Origin of the sequence: Streptomyces sp. PA03-3a (genome assembly GCF_033792735.1) — a bacterium.
Taxonomy (GTDB): Bacteria; Actinomycetota; Actinomycetes; order Streptomycetales; family Streptomycetaceae; genus Actinacidiphila.
Genome location: NZ_JARAVM010000008.1, coordinates 98,398 through 114,655, shown reverse-complemented (window position 1 = coordinate 114,655; position 16,258 = coordinate 98,398). Strand labels below are relative to the sequence as shown.

The following is a 16,258-nucleotide window of genomic DNA, read 5'->3' as shown; positions in this document are numbered from 1 at the left end:
CCCCCCGGGCCGTGGGGGGCGGTCACTCCCCGTCCAGGAGTGCGGCGACGACGGCGTCCATGTCCAGGTGGCGCGGTTCCTGCCCGGGCGGCACGGCCTCGTACACCCGGGCCAGGAAGCCCCGCAGACCGGAGGTGCGCACCTCGACGAGGGCGGTGCCCTCGTCGGTGCGGAACTCGATGGCGGTGTGCTCCGGCCCGCTCGGCCGGATGCGCACGTCGCCTTCCCCGGCGGGCTCGTACAGGCCGGTGGTGAGCAGCCCCCGGGCGAACACCCAGGTCACCTCGGCGCCGTCGAGGGAGGCCTCCGCGGGGAAGGTGATCCGGGCGGCGAGCGGGTCGTCACGGCGGTAGCGCAGGGTCGCGGTGATCTCCCGGCCCCCGGGCCCCGAGCGCGGGCCGCGCAGACGGGCCCTGACGATGTGGTCGATGTCGGTCAGCATGGCCTTCCTCGGCAGGCGGGCGGTGCGCTCCGGATGCGTTCCGGTGCCCTGGAAGAGCGCGGACGGCCGCTGCCCTTACGCGACGTGCGGCTCCGATTGTGTGATGTACGTCACAGGATGCCGAAGGCGCTGTCGGTGGGCCGTGCCACGATGAGCCATGGACACACGACGGACGGTTGGGGCCGAGGAGCGGCGCCGGCGCCTGGCGGTACGGCACCGGCTCACGGCACAGCGGCGGGCGGCCGCCCCCGAGGAGGTCGCCGAGTCGCTGGTGGCGCTGCACGGCACGGACCCGGCGACGGTCTACCTGTCGGCCGCGGCCAGGATGCGCGCGCCCGGCGCCGCGGCCCTGGACCGGGCGCTGTACGAGGAGGGGAGCCTGACGCGCCTGCTCGCGATGCGCCGGACGATGTTCGTCGTCGCCACGGCCTCGGCGCCGGTGGTGCTCTCCGCCGCGGCCCGGGCGATCGCCGCGCAGGAGCGCCGGAAACTGCTCGGGTACCTGGCCGACGGCGGCGGCTGGGACGAGGGGTGGCTGGCACGGCTGGAGGAGTCGGTGCTCGCCGCGCTGGCCGTACGCGGCGAGGCGACGGCCGCACAGCTCGCCTCCGACGTGCCCGGGCTGCGCGAGCAGGTGGTGGTGGCGCGCGGCAAGCCGTACGAGGCGACCCAGGCGGTGTCGACGCGCGTCCTGCGGGTGCTGGCGGCGGAGGGCCGCATCGTCCGCAGACGGCCGCTGGGCGGCTGGACGAGCAGTCAGTACCGCTGGGCCCCGGGCGCGGTGACCCAGGCGCCCCCCGCCCCGGAGGCCCGTGTCGAGCTGGTGCGCCGCTGGCTGGCCGCGTACGGGCCGGGCACGGAGGCCGACCTGAAGTGGTGGACGGGCTGGACGCTGACCGAGGTCCGCAGGGCCCTCACGGTGATCGGCACCGAACAGGTGCTGATCGACGGGGAGACCGGCCACGTACTGCCGGACGACGCCGGACCGGTCCCCGCGACATCGCCGTGGGCGGCGCTGCTGCCCGCGCTGGATCCGACGCCGATGGGCTGGCAGCGGCGCGACTGGTACCTGCCGGCGGACGGGCGGGAGCGGGCGGCGCTCTTCGACCAGTCGGGCAACATCGGCCCCACCGTGTGGTGGAACGGGCGGGTGGTCGGCGGCTGGGCGCAGCGCGCCGACGGCGAGGTCGTCCACCGTCTCTTCGCCGACCCCGGCCGCGAGGCCGTCGCCGCGATCGGGGCCGAGGCCGCCCGGCTGGGGGGCTGGCTGGACGGTGTCCGCGTCACACCACGCTTCCGGACGCCTCTGGAGCGGGAGTTGTCCGGGTCGCCGGCTCCAGCGGCCTGAAACGCCGTCACCGCGAGCATGCCGCCCATGACGCCCGGTGACCGTCCGGGCGGGATCCGGGCGCGGACCGGGCGGAGGTGGACCGATGGCACAGGTGGCGGTGTTCTGCGGCAACCGCGACCGCGGCTGTCCCACGCTGTACGTGGACGAAGCGGCGCCGGCCGACCAGCGGGTCGTGCTGACCGACGACTGACGAGGCGGCGCCGGCCGACCAGCGGGTCGTGCTGACCGACGACTTCGGGCAGCGGGTGCGGATGAGCGCCGAGCAGTTCCGCTCGCTGACCGAGGAGGCGAAGGCGGGCCGGCCGGACCACGTGTAGCGGTCCAGCCGGCCCGTCCTCCGAGTCGCCCGCGCGTCGCGGGCGGGCCGACCCGGGTCAGGCGACCCGGGTCAGCTTCGAGCCGAACGGGGGCGCGAGGAGGGCCGACTCCAGCAGGACCGGGACCCGGACCACGCTGTCGCCCTTGCCGACGACCAGTTCACCGACCTGGTCACCGGCGTTCGCCGTGTGCGGGAGGCCCGCCTTGCCGGCCTCCACCGAGATGTCGACCTCGAGGCCCGCCCAGCCGATCGCGGTGACGTCCTCCCCGGCCACCACGGGGGTGTGGCCGCCGAGGCCGTCGTCGACGTAGCCGACGACGTCGCCCTTCTTGATGATCGAGGCCGAGGCGAGCGCGTCCCGGGTGCCGTCGATCAGGGTGCGGCTGCGGCCGAGGACCGTGTCGATGATCGGCGCCTTCTGCTGGTCGAGCATCGCGCCGACGATCAGCTGCCTGGTGCCGCCGATCTTGCGGTAGGCGGCGAAGAGCAGGTTGCCGCCGGCCTTGGTGCTGGTGCCGGTCTTGATGCCGACGATGTCGTTGTAGCCGGCCAGCTGGTTGTAGTTCTTCTGGACGTTCCCGTTGATGTCCGTGTACTGGATCTTGGCGGCGATCTCCGCGAAGACCTTGTCCTTCATCGCCGCGTGACCCAGCTTGACCTGGTCGCTCGCGGTGCTGACGGTGGTCGCCTCCAGACCGCTCGGGTCGGTGTACGTCGTGTCGTCCATCCCGAGCTCCTTGGCGGCGGCGTTCATCTTCTTCACGAACGCCGCCTCCGATCCCGCGTCCCAGCGGGCCAGCAGGCGGGCGATGTTGTTGGCCGAGGGCAGCATGACGGCCTCCAGCGCCTCGTACTCGCTGAGCTTCTGCCCGGCGGTGACGGGGACGACGGACTCCGACTCCTGCATACCGCTGTGGTACTGGTCCTCGGCCTTCTGGTCGACCTCGACGGTCTTGCCCTTGCCGCCCTTCTTGATCGGGTGGTCGCGCAGGATGACGTAGGTCGTCATCACCTTGGCGACGCTCGCGATCGGCGTCGGCTTCTGCTCGCCGAACTCGCCCATGCGTCCGAGGCCCTCGGCCTCGACGACGGCCTGGCCCTCGCTGGGCCACGGGAGCGCGAGCTCGTCGCCCTCGAAGGTGTACGAGGTCTCGGCGGTCGACACCAGCTCCGGCTCGGGCAGCGGACGCAGTGCCTGCGCCACGCAGAAGGCCACGATGAGCAGCAGGACCAGCGGGGTCCAGATCTTGACCCGCCGCACGGTCGTGCGCAGCGGCGTCTGCGGCGGCGGCGGGGTGTTGGTCAGCTCGGCCAGCAGCCGCAGCGGCTCGTCGGGGTCGGGCGGCAGCGGCATCTGCTTCGTCCGCGAACCGGCGGCGGGCTCCGCGGCCTGCGGGGTCCGCGTGCTCTGCGCGGGGGCGGGCACGGGCGCGTGGGCGGGCATCGGGGCCTGCGGGGCCGCGGCCGGCCGGTCGTCGGTCCGCAGCGGGACAAACGTTCCGCTCGGCCGGGGAGGCGTCGCGACGGGCGCGGAGGCGGAGGGCGCGCGAAGGGTCATGGTGCGGTCCCGGACCGGCGTGCCGACGCCCTCCGTACGGGGCGCGCGCAGCGTGAGCGTGCCCTCCCCGGCCCTGGGGCCGTCCTGTCCGCCCCCGGACGCCTCGCGCGCCCCGGGTCCGCCCTTGACGCCTCCGGGGCCCGTTGAGGGGCCTTCAGCGCCGCCGCCCCCGGGGGTGTCAGACGGGGCGTCGTCCCGGGACTCCCCGGAGGCGTCCTCCTCGGTGTCTTCCGGGGTGTCCTCCGCGGCGTCTTCCGGGGTGTCCTCCGCGGCGTCTTCCGGGGCCTGAGCGACCGTGTCGCCCGCGGGGGCGTCACCGGGCTCCGCTTCTGTGTCCGCCCCGGCGGACGGCTCCTCGCCGCGGCCGGCCTCCCCGGTGGCGGAACGCTCCTGCGGCGCGCCGGACTTCCCGGCTTCCGCCGCGTCCTCGGGCTCGGGCTCCTCCGCCCGCGTCCCGCCGGCGGCCGGCTCCTCATCCGTGTCCTCGGCGGTGCCGGATTCGGCCCCGTCCCGCTTCCCGCTCCCGTCGCCGTCGGTGGCGGTGGCGGTGGCGGATTCCTCCGCGCCGGCCTCCTCGGCGACTGCGTCGCCGGTACGGGATTCCGCGCCGTCCCCCGCGTCGTCGGCCGGAGGGGCGTCCGCCGCGTCCGGCGTAGCGTCCTGCGCCGCGCCGTCCACGTCCGCTCCGTCGTCCGGCGTAGCCGAAGCACTCGCGTCCGGGGCCGGTGCGCCCTCCGCTTCGGGCGGCTCCGGCGCGAACTCCGGTTCACCGGTGGCCGGTTCCGATGCGACCCGGGGCGCTCCCACGGCCCCGCGGAAGACCGTCAGCCGCGGATCCACCGCCCCGCCTCCGGTCGCCTCCCCCGACAACTCCTGCTGCTCCGCCCTGCCGGGGGACTCGCCCGCCACCGGACCTCCTCCACATCGCGCGGTGCGCCGCCGCGGCGCCCCGCTCACCCTTACACCAGTTTCCAGGCCTCTGCCGTGAAGCCGCCGTGAGACCCGCCGTGGGACGCCCCGGCCCCCCGCGAGCCACCGCCGCCCTCGGTGCTAGACGAGAACGACATATGAGTCGGTTCCCGCACGAACGGGCAAGGCGCTCTCGACAGGCCGGTGTGAGAGGCGTCACCCTGTCATTCATCCACGCGGGGAGGCATGGATGGGCAGGAGCCGCAGAACACTTCCGGAGGAGCTACTGCTTCTCGCCCTGGACCCGGCCACGGGTACCACGGCGCAGCCGCAGTCGCTCGACCTTGGTCTTGCCGGGGCACAGCTAGTGGAGCTGGCCCTCGCAGGACGAATAGCCCCTGACGGGGATCGTATCGCCGTGGTGCACCCACGGCCGACAGGAGATCCGACCCTGGACTCCGCGCTCGAACTGCTGCGCCGTCGCGGCAGCCCCGTGCGCGCCGTCCACTGGATCGGCGGGCCCCGCCTGGGGCTGCGCCAGACGTATCTCACGCATCTGGAACGGTGCGGCATGGTGCACGCCGTGCCGGGGCAGATGTGCGGGGTGCTGCCGACCACGCGCTATCAGGCGACCGACAGCGAGGTCAGCCGGGAGATCAGGGCCCGGCTGGACAGCGCGATCCGCACCGGGGTGCCACCGGACCCGCGGACCGCCGCGCTCGCCGCGATCGCCCATGCCGTGGGGCTCGGCAAGCACCTGTACCCGGGGAACGAGGGCCGGTCGTCCCGATCGCGGCTCCGTGACCTGATCAGGTACGACCCCATGGGCGGCCTCGTGGCGCACGCCGTGATGGACGTGCAGAACGGTGCCGCCGCGCAGCCGAAACGCGCCCCCGCCCAGGGGCGTCCGGCGGCGGCCAGGGCGACGGGCCACGGCATGGTCCGCGCCGGCGTCCGCTGACCCGGGGTGTCCGGCGGCAGGGCCCGGACACCGTGACGACCGCGATCCCACCGCAACCGCAGCGCGCGGGGCGGCGACCGGCAACCGCCGGTCGCCGCCCCGCGCGCCTCCGTTTGTCCGCTCTTTTGAAGAGCGCAGCATATGACCAATTCCCAGCGGCGGGATGACCGATAGTGGCACTCTGCTGACCAGCAGTACATATCTGCAGAGAACACGGACCAGTCCGGAAACCGGAGGTGCACATCCCGTGGCCGCCAACGTCAATCCCACCGTCAGGCGACGCCGACTCGGCTCGGAACTGCGCAAGCTGCGCGAGCAGAAGGGAATGACCGCGGAGGAGGTCGCCGCCCGGCTGCTGGTCTCCCAGTCGAAGATCAGCAGGCTGGAGAACGGGCGCCGCAGCATCAGCCAGCGCGACGTGCGCGACCTGTGCAGCGTCTACGGGGTCGAGGACAGCCGCCTCGTCGACTCCCTGATGAACATGGCCCGCGAGTCCCGGCAGCAGGGCTGGTGGCACGCCTTCGGCGACGTCCCCTACAGCGTCTACATCGGCCTGGAGACCGAGGCCGAGTCCCTGCGCGTCTACGACTCCCTGGTGGTGCCGGGCCTGCTGCAGACCCGCAACTACGCCTCGGCCGTCATCGAGGGGACGCTCCCCGAGGCCACGCCCGAGCAGATCGAGAAGCGGATCGAGATCCGGCTGCGCCGCCAGGAGCGCGTCACCGACCCGGACTCGCCGCTGCGCTTCTGGGTGGTGATGGACGAGTCCGCGCTGCGCCGCCTCGTCGGCAGCAGGGACGTGATGCGCGAACAGCTGGAGTACCTGGCCCAGATGAGCACCCAGGCGCACGTCACGGTCCAGGTCCTGCCGTACGACGCCGGGGCGCACCCGGGCATGTCCGGCAACTTCGCGATCCTGGAGTTCGCCGACGCGACCGACTCCAGCGTCGTGTACATCGAGGGCGTCACGAGCGACCTGTACCTGGAGAAGCCGACGGACGTGCACGGCTACAGCGTCATGTACGAGCACCTGCGGGCGCAGGCGCTCAGCGCGGAGCAGAGCCGGCAGTTCATCGCGGACGCCGCGAAAGAGTACGCACGCTGACTCTGCGACTGGGAATGCCGGAGAGTACACCTGGGCCCCGTGAGGCGGAAGACCTCCTGGAATATGCCACTCGTTGGAGGTAATAGCCGCTGTGGGCAGTGATGTTGGCGAGTAGCTTCGATCACGTCAGAGCTGCACATAAAAGAAAGCTCGGAGCGATCATGGCTATTCAGCTCGGAAACACCAAGGCGTGGACCAAGTCCACTCGTTCCCAGGGAAATGGCGCCTGTGTCGAGGTGGCCTCCCGTACGACGTCGGCCGTCGACGTCCGCGACTCCAAGGACCCCGACGGCCCGGCGCTCGCCTTCTCCCCCCAGGCCTGGTCGGCGTTCGTCGCGGACGTGAGCCACGGTACGTACGACCTCGACTGAGCACCGTCGCAGTACCCGTACGGGCCCTCTCGACCGGCACGCCGTCCTGGCCGAGGGGGCTTACTGCCACCCCGACGCCCTATCCCCGCAGTTCGTCGACGTAGGTGTCGGTCCCCGGCACCATGGGGACGTAGGGCGCGACGAGTTCGACCCGGCCGAGCCCCTGCCGGAAACCTCGGCGTCCAGCCCCGTGAAGTGCTCCTCCCACACCTCGCGCGGCTCCCGCTGCAGGAACCACAGCAGGGTGAGCCGGGTGCCGACGCCCTCGACCTGCTTCACGCAGGACATCCGCTCCAGCGGCAGCGGTGTGGGGCGGAAGACGGTCACCACCGCCGAGGGCGAACCGGCCAGCCGCCGCGGCAGGTGGCGGTCGCGCAGCAGGTCGAGCAGCGTCTCGCACCGCTGCGGGGTATCGGTGTCGACGACCTCGACGACCTCGACGGCCAGCCCCGTGTAGGGGTGGTCGAGCGCGTGGAAGTCCCGGGGTCCGTCCGCGCCGTCGCGGTAGACGGTGGCGGGATGGTCCTGGAAGGCGGTGAAGACGTGGGTGCGGTCGTGGTGGACGCGGGAGTCGCGGTTGAGGCGCCGGTTGATGGCGACGGTCCACTTCATGTGGTCCGCGTAGCGCCCGGCCGTGATCCAGTACACGGTGATGTAGCAGCCGTGGGTGACCGGCTGGGCCACCGCGGACTTCTCCGGGTAGCGGAGTGACTGCAGGTCGCGGGTGGCCACCCAGCGGCGTCCGGCGGTACATCCAGGGCATGGCCATGGCGCCGGCGATGAAGTGGTCGTCCACGTACCAGCGGTTGCAGGCGTACTCGCGGCCGCGGTGCGGCACGACCATGGTGATGAGGGCGTGGCCGAGGCCCGGGCCGTAGGGGCCGACGGAGCCCAGTTCGGCGTAGACCCGCTGCGGGTGTCTTCCCTTAGCTGACGTAGCGTCAGATATGGAAGCCCGTGGCGGTACCCGACATGTCTGTGTACGGTCCGCGCAATCGCCCGCGACCGTGAAGGAGCCCGCCATGCGCGCCGCCGTCCCCGGCCTCGCCACCCGTGCCACCACCGTCGGCGGCTCGCCGGTACGGGAGATCCTCGCGCTGACCGCCCGTCCGGAGGTGATCTCCTTCGCAGGCGGACTGCCCGCCCCCGAGCTCTTCGACGCGGCGGCGATACGCGCCGCGTACGACCGCGTGCTCGCCGAGGCACCCGAGAGGGTGCTGCAGTACTCCACCACCGAGGGGGACCCGGCGCTGCGCGGGGCGGTCGCCGGCCGGCTCACCCGGGCCGGACTGCCCACCGGCTCGGACGACCTGGTCGTCACCGGCGGCTCCCAGCAGGCCCTCACCCTGATCTCCACCGCCCTGCTGGAGCCCGGGGACGTCGTCCTCGTGGAGGACCCGGGCTACCTGGCGGCGCTGCAGTGCTTCGCCTTCGCGGGCGCGCGCGTGGTGCCCGTCCCCTCCGACGCGGACGGCATCGACCCGATGTCCCTGGAACTGGCCGCCGTCCGGGAGAAGGCCAAACTGCTCTACCTGGTGCCGACCTTCCAGAACCCGACGGGCCGCACGACCACCGCCGAGCGCCGGCAGGCGATCGCCCGGGTCGCCGAGCGGCACGGGCTGTGGATCGCGGAGGACGACCCGTACGGGGAACTGCGCTACGACGGCGAGGCGCAGCCGTGGATCGCCTCGCGCGAGGCGGCCGCCGACCGGACGGTCCTGCTCGGCAGCCTGTCCAAGATCATGCCGCCCGGGATGCGGCTCGGCTGGCTGCGCGCCCCGGCCGCGCTGCGCCGCGCGTGCGTGGTCGCCAAGCAGTCCGCCGACCTGCACACCTCGACCGTCGACCAGGCCGCGGCCGCCCGCTACCTCGCCGACTCCGACCTCGACGCCCACCTGGACCGGGTCCGCGCCGCCTACCGTGAGCGGCGGGACGCCCTGCTGGCCGGGCTGCCCGGCGCACTGCCCGAGGGCAGTTCGTGGAACCGGCCGGAGGGCGGCATGTTCGTCTGGGCCCGGCTGCCCGCCGGGTACGACGCGACGGAGCTGCTCCCCCGGGTGGTGGCCCACGACGTGGCCTATGTGCCGGGGGCGCCCTTCTACGCCGGCGAGCCCGACCGCGCCGCGCTGCGGCTGTCGTTCGTGACGCACACCCCGGACGAGATCGGGGAGGGGCTGCGCCGGCTCGCCAAGGCCCTGGCCATCGCGGGCGGCTGAGCCAATTGTGACGGCGCATCAGTTTTTCCGTCCAGGTGGAGGTGGTGGGCCGTGCTGCCGCGCGACAGGACCGTCGTGGTGTCCGGGGTCGGGGCCGGCCTCGGACAGCGCGTCGCCCAGGCCGTCGTCCGCGTCGCCTGGCGTGCCATCGACATCAAGGACGCCGCGTAGCGCGAGGCGCTGGCCGCCCTCGCCGAGGAGCGGTTCGGCGGGATCGACGCCGTCGTCCACGCGGCCGCGATGGACGGCCACTTCGGCGGCCTGGCGAACGCCGACTTCGAGACCTGGAAGACCGTGCTGGACGCCAACCCGCTCGGCACGCTGCGGATGACCCGAGCCTGCCTGCGCGGCCTGCGCGGGCGCGGCGGCGGCCCGGTGGTCTTCATCGGCACCCAGTCGGCGGTGGCCGCGCCGTCCCAGGTGCGGCAGGCGGCGTACGCGTCCTCCAAGGGCGCGCTGACCTCGGCGATGTACTCGCTCGCCCGCGAGCTGGGCCCGGAGCGGATCCAGGTCGACACGGTGCTCCCGGGCTGGATGTGGGGCCCGCCGGTCCAGGCCTTCGTCGGCCTCACCGCGCACACCGAGGGCGTACCCGAGGACGAGGCGCCGCACCGGCTCGCCGACCGGATGGCGCTGCCCGGACTGGCCAGAAACGGCGACGTGGCGGAGGCCGCGGTCTTCCTGGCCTCCGACCGGGCGCGCGCGATCACCGGGCAGTCGCCGCTGGTGATCGCGGGCGAACTGATGCGCTGACTGGGGGCGGACGGAGCCCGGAGGGGCCCCGTCCGGCGTGCGGTCGTTCCGGCGAAGTACCCGCTCATGGTGGGGCGCCGCACACAGTCGCAACAACGTGACGGAAGGTCAAGAACAAGTAAAATCGTTCTACTCCCTGATCGACGTTCATGTCCTTGAACGCCGATGGTCTTGACCAGCCCCTTTCCAGGCGGTTCAATCTGGGGCGCCGCCCCGCGACGGACGTACCGGCGAAGTGCGCTCCCGTTCACAAGGCGGACCCCTGGAAGGGGCAACAACGCATGAATGGTCTCGACTGGGCCGTACTCATCGGCTACTTCGGCGTGATGGTCGCCATCGGCCTGTGGTCCCACAAACGCGTCGACGACGTCAGCGACTTCTTCACCGCGGGCGGCCGCATGCCCTGGTGGCTGTCCGGCATCTCGCACCACATGTCCGGCTACAGCGCGGTGATGTTCACCGGTTACGCCGGCATCGCCTACACCTACGGCGTCACCTCGTACGTCACCTGGTCCTTCCCCATCGCCATCGGCATCGCCATCGGCGCCAACCTCTTCGCGCCGCGGCTCAACCGCCTGCGCTCCCGGCTGCACGTGGCCTCGCCGCTGGAGTACCTGAAGAACCGCTACAACGTCCCGACCCAGCAGGCCCTCGCCGTCTCCGGCGTGCTGCTCAAGATCGTGGACGTGGGCGCCAAGTGGGCGGCGATCGCCACCCTCCTGTCGGTCTTCACCGGAGTCTCCCTCAACCAGGGCATCCTCATCACCGGCGCCGTCACGGCCGTCTACTGCACGGTCGGCGGGCTGTGGGCCGACGCCCTCACCGAGCTGGGCCAGTTCGTCATCCAGCTGCTGGCCGGCCTCGCCATGCTGGTCGCCGTGCTGGGCGAGATCGGCGGGATCAGCGGGCTGTGGACAGTCTGGGACAAGCTGCCCGACAACCACACGGCGCCGACCGCCGGCCCGTACACCCTGACCTTCCTGCTGGCGTACCTGTTCATCAAGACGTTCGAGTACAACGGCGGCATGTGGAACCAGGCCCAGCGCTACATGGCCACGGCCAACGCCCGCGAGGCCACCCGCTCCGCCCGGCTGTCGGCCCTGCTGTGGTTCGTCTGGCCGCTGGTCCTCTTCTTCCCGATGTGGGTCGCCCCGCTGCTGGTGAAGGCGCAGAAGCCGGACGCGTCCGACTCGTACGCCCTGCTGACCGAGCAGCTGCTTCCGCACGGCCTGCTGGGCCTGGTGGTCGTCGGCTTCTTCTCGCACACCATGGCGATGTGCTCCTCCGACGCCAACGCCATCGCCGCCGTCTTCACCCGGGACATCGCGCCGGTGCTGTCCAAGGCGGCGCGCGGCTGGAACGCGCGGGCCGGGCTGATCGCCGCCCGCATCACGACCGTGGCCTTCCTCGCCCTGTCGATGGCGGTCGCCACCCAGGTCAACTCGCCGACCTTCAAGGACATCATCACGGTCGTCATCAAGTGGGTGGCCGGCCTGATGGGCCCGATCGCGATCCCGTTCATGCTCGGGCTGCTGCGTACGTTCCGCAAGTCCGGTCCGACGGCGGCGCTGGTCTCCTGGGCGGCGGGCCTGTTCGCCTTCTGGCTCACCAACTACGGCCTGGACGGGGTGCAGCTGCAGATCCAGATCGTGACGCCGCTCGCGGTCAGCCTCGTGCTCTACGTGCTCATCGGCTTCGTCAAGCCCGAGGACACCCCGGAGCGCGACGCGGTCCTGGCGCAGATCAACTCCGACGGCGACGGGGACGGCGCGGCCGCCGCCGCGGCCCTGCCCGAGGAGCCCGCGAAGGCCTGACAGCCGGTTCCCGGGGCGGTCCTTCACCCGCCCCGGGAACCGCCCCGGGCGCCCGCGCGGCGCCCGCCCCCTCACAGGACGTCGGCGAGCTCCTGCAGCAGCCGCCGCTTGGGCCGCGCCCCCACCAGGGACTTCACCGGCTCGCCCGACCGGAAGACCATCAGCGTCGGCATCGACAGGACGCCGTAGGCCGACTGGGCCTGCGGGTTGCGGTCCACGTCCAGCAGGACGACCTTCAGCCGGCCCGCCTCCTCGCGGGCGACCTCCGCCAGGACCGGGGCGATCTGGCGGCAGGGCCCGCACCAGTCGGCGGTGAACTCCACCAGGACCGGCCCCTCGGCCCGCAGCACCTCCTCGGCGAACGTCGCGTCGGTCACCTCGGTCAGGCCCTCGGTGTGCGTCGTCATCGCGTACTCCCCTCGCTTGCCCCGCAACTGAACTCACAGCGCGGTTCGGACGCGCCCCCGGCCGAGGCCAGCTCCGCGTGGGCGAGCTGAGAGCCGAGCCGCTCGCGGACCTCCGTCAGGCGGGCGATGCACTCGTCGAGCTCGGCCAGCTTGCGCCGGTAGACTTCGATCGAGGCGTCGCACGAGTCCCCCTCCGGATGGCCTGCCCGCAGGCAGTCCACGAACGGGCGGGTGTCCTCCAGCTCGAAGCCGAAGGCGCGCAGCGCCTGGATCTGCCGGAGCATCCTCAGGTCCCGCTCGTCGTAGGCCCGGTAGCCGTTGCCCGCACGCCGGGCACGCAGCAGGCCGAGCGCTTCGTAGTGACGCAGGGCGCGAGTGGTGGTCCCGGCCCGTTCGGCGAGTTCTCCGATCCGCATGCCCCCGACGGTAGACCTTGACGCGGACGTCAAGGCCAGCCCGGATATTCCCCGTCGGGACCCCGCGGTCCGGTGATCCTCCCGACACACCCGACTGACGTACGCCGCACCTATCCTCGGAGGATGACCCAGACTCCGCCCACCGCCAACAGCATGCGCCGTGCCCTCAGGCGCGCCCGAGACGGCGTCGCGCTCGACACCGCGGAAGCCGCGGTGCTGCTCCAGGCGCGGGGGGAGGACCTCGCCGACCTGACACGGAGCGCGGCCCGGGTGCGGGACGCCGGTCTGGAGGCGGCGGGGCGTCCGGGGATCATCACCTACTCCAAGAGCGTCTTCATCCCGCTCACCCGGCTGTGCCGGGACAAGTGCCACTACTGCACCTTCGTCACCGTCCCCGGCAAGCTGCGGCGCGCCGGGCACGGGATGTTCATGTCCCCGGACGAGGTGCTGGGGATCGCCCGGCGCGGTGCCGAACTCGGCTGCAAGGAAGCCCTGATCACGCTCGGGGACAAGCCGGAGGAGCGCTGGCCGGAGGCCCGTGAGTGGCTGGACGCCCACGGCTACGACGACACCATCGCCTACGTCCGGGCGATGTCCGTCCGGATCCTGGAGGAGACGGGGCTGCTGCCGCACCTCAACCCCGGGGTGATGAGCTGGACGGACTTCCAGCGGCTGAAGCCGGTCGCGCCCTCGATGGGCATGATGCTGGAGACGACCGCGACCCGGCTGTGGAGCGAGCCCGGCGGCCCCCACTACGGCTCCCCCGACAAGGAACCGGCCGTGCGGCTGCGGGTGCTGGAGGACGCCGGGCGCAGCTCCGTGCCGTTCACCAGCGGGCTGCTCATCGGCATCGGGGAGACGTACGAGGAGCGCGCCGAGTCGCTGTTCGCCCTCCGCAAGGTCGCCCGGTCGTACCACGGCATCCAGGAGCTGATCATCCAGAACTTCCGCGCCAAGCCGGACACCGCGATGCGCGGCATGCCGGACGCGGAACTGGACGACCTGGTGGCCACGGTGGCCGTCGCGCGGCACATCATGGGGCCCTCGGCCTGTCTGCAGGCGCCGCCGAACCTGGTGGACGCGGAGTACGCCAGGCTGATCGGGGCCGGCATCGACGACTGGGGCGGCGTGTCCCCGCTGACCCCGGACCACGTCAACCCCGAGCGCCCCTGGCCGCAGATCGAGGAGCTGGCGGCGCGCTCGGCGGAGGCGGGCTTCGCGCTGCGCGAGCGGCTCTGCGTCTACCCGGAGTTCGTCCGGCGCGGCGAGCCGTGGCTGGACCCGCGGCTGCTGCCGCACGTGACCGCGCTGGCCGACCCCGCCACCGGCCTGGCGCGCGAGGACGCCGAGGTCACCGGCCGTCCGTGGCAGGAGCCCGAGGAGGTCTTCACCGCCGCGGGCCGCACCGACCTGCACCGCACCATCGACACCGAGGGCCGCACCGGCGACCGCCGCGAGGACTTCGACGAGGTGTACGGGGACTGGGAGGCGCTGCGCGAACAGGCCGCGCCCGGACTGGTCCCCGACCGCATCGAGGCGGACGTGCGCACGGCGCTGTCCGTGGCGGCCGACGACCCCACGAAGCTGACCGACGCCGAGGCGCTCGCTCTCCTGCACGCCGACGGTGCCGCGCTGGACGCGCTGTGCCGGATCGCGGACGACGTCCGGCGGGACGCGGTCGGCGACGAGGTCACCTACGTCGTCACCCGCAACATCAACTTCACCAACGTCTGCTACACCGGCTGCCGTTTCTGCGCCTTCGCCCAGCGCCGCACCGACGCCGACGCCTACACGCTGTCCCTGTCCCAGGTCGCCGACCGCGCCGAACAGGCCTGGCAGGTCGGCGCCACCGAAGTCTGCATGCAGGGCGGCATCCACCCCGACCTGCCCGGCACCGCCTACTTCGACATCGCCCGCGCCGTCAAGGAACGCGTTCCCGGCATGCACGTGCACGCCTTCTCCCCGATGGAAGTCGTCAACGGCGCCACCCGCACCGGCCTGTCCCTCCGCGAATGGCTCACCGCCGCCAAGGAGGCCGGCCTCGACTCCGTTCCCGGCACCGCCGCCGAGATCCTCGACGACGAGGTCCGCTGGATCCTCACCAAGGGCAAACTCCCCGCCGCCACCTGGGTCGAGGTCATCACCACCGCCCACGAACTGGGCCTGCCCTCCTCCTCCACCATGATGTACGGCCACGTGGACCAGCCCCACCACTGGCTCGCCCACCTGCGGCTGCTCGCCGAAATCCAGCAGCGGACGGGCGGCTTCACCGAATTCGTCACCCTCCCCTTCATCCACACCAACGCACCCGTCTACCTGGCCGGCATCGCCCGCCCCGGCCCCACCCTGCGCGACAACCGCGCCGTCACCGCCATGGCCCGCCTGCTGCTCCACCCCCACATCCGCAACATCCAGACCAGCTGGGTCAAGCTCGGCACCGACGGCGCCGCCGAGATGCTCCGCTCCGGCGCCAACGACCTCGGCGGCACCCTGATGGAGGAGACCATCTCCCGCATGGCCGGCTCCAGCTACGGTTCCCACCGCTCCATCCGCGACCTCGTCGCCATCGCCGACGCCGCCGGCCGGCCCGCCCGCCAGCGCACCACCACCTACGGCGAGGTGCCCGCCGAGCGCATCGCCGCAGGTCTGGCCTCCGACGGCCACCTCCCGGAACTGCTGCCGGTGCTGGAGGACTGAGCCGGGGCGCGGCCCCCGGCCGCGCCCCTCGGCAACCTGTGCAAAAGAGTCCGAGCAACTCTCCAAAAGCGTCACACAGGCTGCGCAGCTCCTTCGGGAGGTGTCGTTAGCGTTGCTGGCCGTCCCGCCGTGCACGGTGAACGTGCGCGCGGACCTGCCGCCGACGTCCCCCGGCGGCGCTGTCAGCACAGAAAGACTCGGAGATGGACTACTGCTCCTCCTGCCGTCGGCATCTCAACGGGGCTCTCGTGTGTCCGGGGTGCGGCGCCTACGCACCCGACATCGCCCCGCCGATGTGGCAGGGCCCGGACTCGGCCGCCGAACGGGAGAGGCTCCGCGACGCGGACGGCGCCGATGACCCCGACGGCTCCGCGCAGGATGACGCCGACCCTTCCCTGCAGGGCCGCGCGGCGCGGCGACGGCAGCTCGAACGCTGGAAGAAGAACCGGCGGCGCGCCGCGGCCGCCACGGCCGTGGCACTCGTCGGCGGCGGCCTCACCGTCGCGGCGCTGCCGCACGGCGGCTCGCGGGGCCAGGCCGGCACGGCCGCGGCCGCCGAGCCGCTGACGCCGGCCACCGCCCGCACCCTGCCGCTCTCCTCGATCCCCGCGCAGCCCGATGACCCCACGCACCGCCCGGGTCAGCGCACGCACCCCACCACCCCGGCGCCCCGCGGCGACACACCCCACACCGCACCGTCCGCCGCGAGCACCACCGCGCCGGCCCGCACCGCCCCGCAGGGCGACACCGGTTCCCGGGTATCCGCGGTCACGGCCGCCCCCGCTCCCGCGGACACCGCGCCGCACACCTCCGCGCCCTCGTCCGCGCCCCAACCTCCCGCGGACGTCCCGGCCACACCCCCCACGACGACGGCCCCCACGCCGTCGGCAACGAAGTCACCGATGCAGTTGTGCCTCCTGGTGCTCTGCGTCGGCTGAC

The 16,258-nt window shown here is 72.8% G+C and carries 12 protein-coding genes and 2 pseudogenes; 9 read left to right on the top strand and 5 right to left on the bottom strand.

Translation table 11 applies throughout. The annotated features are described in order from the left end of the window. Window positions 1-22: 22 nt before the first annotated feature. Window positions 23-442 carry an SsgA family sporulation/cell division regulator gene (locus PV342_RS12175; protein WP_500316928.1) on the bottom strand — a complete coding sequence of 140 codons (420 nt, stop codon included), beginning with the start codon at window positions 440-442 and terminating at the stop codon, window positions 23-25. A gap of 157 nt (window positions 443-599) precedes the next feature. Between PV342_RS12175 and PV342_RS12170 the strand changes: the two genes are divergently transcribed. Continuing rightward, window positions 600-1,790, top strand: coding sequence for a winged helix DNA-binding domain-containing protein (locus tag PV342_RS12170; RefSeq protein ID WP_500316926.1), 1,191 nt, complete (start codon window positions 600-602; stop codon window positions 1,788-1,790). A 377-nt stretch (window positions 1,791-2,167) separates the two neighbouring features. On the opposite strand, the gene PV342_RS12165 is transcribed toward PV342_RS12170, so the two are convergent. Next, window positions 2,168-4,579: a D-alanyl-D-alanine carboxypeptidase gene (locus PV342_RS12165; RefSeq protein ID WP_500316924.1), complete on the bottom strand. Its 2,412-nt coding sequence runs from the start codon at window positions 4,577-4,579 to the stop codon at window positions 2,168-2,170. 250 nt (window positions 4,580-4,829) lie between these two features. On the opposite strand from PV342_RS12165, the gene PV342_RS12160 reads away from it, so the two are divergent. From PV342_RS12160 to PV342_RS12150, 3 genes are all read left to right on the top strand, one after another. Then, window positions 4,830-5,540, top strand: coding sequence for a GOLPH3/VPS74 family protein (locus PV342_RS12160; protein WP_026251155.1), 711 nt, complete (start codon window positions 4,830-4,832; stop codon window positions 5,538-5,540). A gap of 247 nt (window positions 5,541-5,787) precedes the next feature. Continuing rightward, the gene (locus tag PV342_RS12155; protein WP_018559948.1) at window positions 5,788-6,645 is read left to right on the top strand and encodes a helix-turn-helix domain-containing protein; all 858 of its coding nucleotides are present in this window, start codon (window positions 5,788-5,790) and stop codon (window positions 6,643-6,645) included. A 161-nt stretch (window positions 6,646-6,806) separates the two neighbouring features. Next, entirely contained in the window at window positions 6,807-7,016 is a 210-nt protein-coding gene (locus tag PV342_RS12150) for a DUF397 domain-containing protein (protein ID WP_026251156.1), read from the top strand. 79 nt (window positions 7,017-7,095) lie between these two features. On the opposite strand, the pseudogene PV342_RS12145 reads toward PV342_RS12150, so the two are convergent. Further along, a pseudogene (locus PV342_RS12145) lies at window positions 7,096-7,961 on the bottom strand (hypothetical protein). Window positions 7,962-8,038: 77 nt separating this feature from the next. Between PV342_RS12145 and PV342_RS12140 the strand changes: the two are divergent. The 3 genes and pseudogenes from PV342_RS12140 (at window position 8,039) to PV342_RS12130 (ending at window position 11,799) form a co-directional block, all read left to right on the top strand. After that, a complete protein-coding gene (locus tag PV342_RS12140; RefSeq protein WP_500316921.1) occupies window positions 8,039-9,232 on the top strand; it encodes an aminotransferase-like domain-containing protein in 1,194 nt (397 codons plus the stop codon). 51 nt (window positions 9,233-9,283) lie between these two features. Beyond that, window positions 9,284-9,985, top strand: a pseudogene (locus PV342_RS12135) (SDR family oxidoreductase). Window positions 9,986-10,266: 281 nt separating this feature from the next. Further along, window positions 10,267-11,799, top strand: coding sequence for a sodium:solute symporter family protein (locus PV342_RS12130; protein WP_018559953.1), 1,533 nt, complete (start codon window positions 10,267-10,269; stop codon window positions 11,797-11,799). A 71-nt stretch (window positions 11,800-11,870) separates the two neighbouring features. Here the strand turns inward: PV342_RS12130 and trxA are convergent, their stop codons facing one another. Both trxA and PV342_RS12120 read right to left on the bottom strand, forming a co-directional pair. Next, window positions 11,871-12,206 (bottom strand): thioredoxin, encoded by a 336-nt coding sequence (trxA, locus tag PV342_RS12125; protein ID WP_018559954.1) that lies wholly within the window; start codon window positions 12,204-12,206, stop codon window positions 11,871-11,873. Continuing rightward, window positions 12,203-12,622 (bottom strand): MerR family transcriptional regulator, encoded by a 420-nt coding sequence (locus tag PV342_RS12120; protein WP_018559955.1) that lies wholly within the window; start codon window positions 12,620-12,622, stop codon window positions 12,203-12,205. Before PV342_RS12120 ends, trxA begins: the two co-directional genes overlap by 4 nt. A gap of 123 nt (window positions 12,623-12,745) precedes the next feature. Here PV342_RS12120 and PV342_RS12115 point away from each other — a divergent pair, with 123 nt between their 5' ends. Beyond that, on the top strand, window positions 12,746-15,319 hold the full coding sequence (locus PV342_RS12115) for a bifunctional FO biosynthesis protein CofGH (RefSeq protein WP_400803899.1): 2,574 nt from the start codon (window positions 12,746-12,748) through the stop codon (window positions 15,317-15,319). Between the two features lie 203 nt (window positions 15,320-15,522). Continuing rightward, entirely contained in the window at window positions 15,523-16,257 is a 735-nt protein-coding gene (locus PV342_RS12110) for an SCO2400 family protein (RefSeq protein ID WP_500316917.1), read from the top strand. The last annotated feature ends 1 nt before the right edge of the window (window position 16,258 follow it).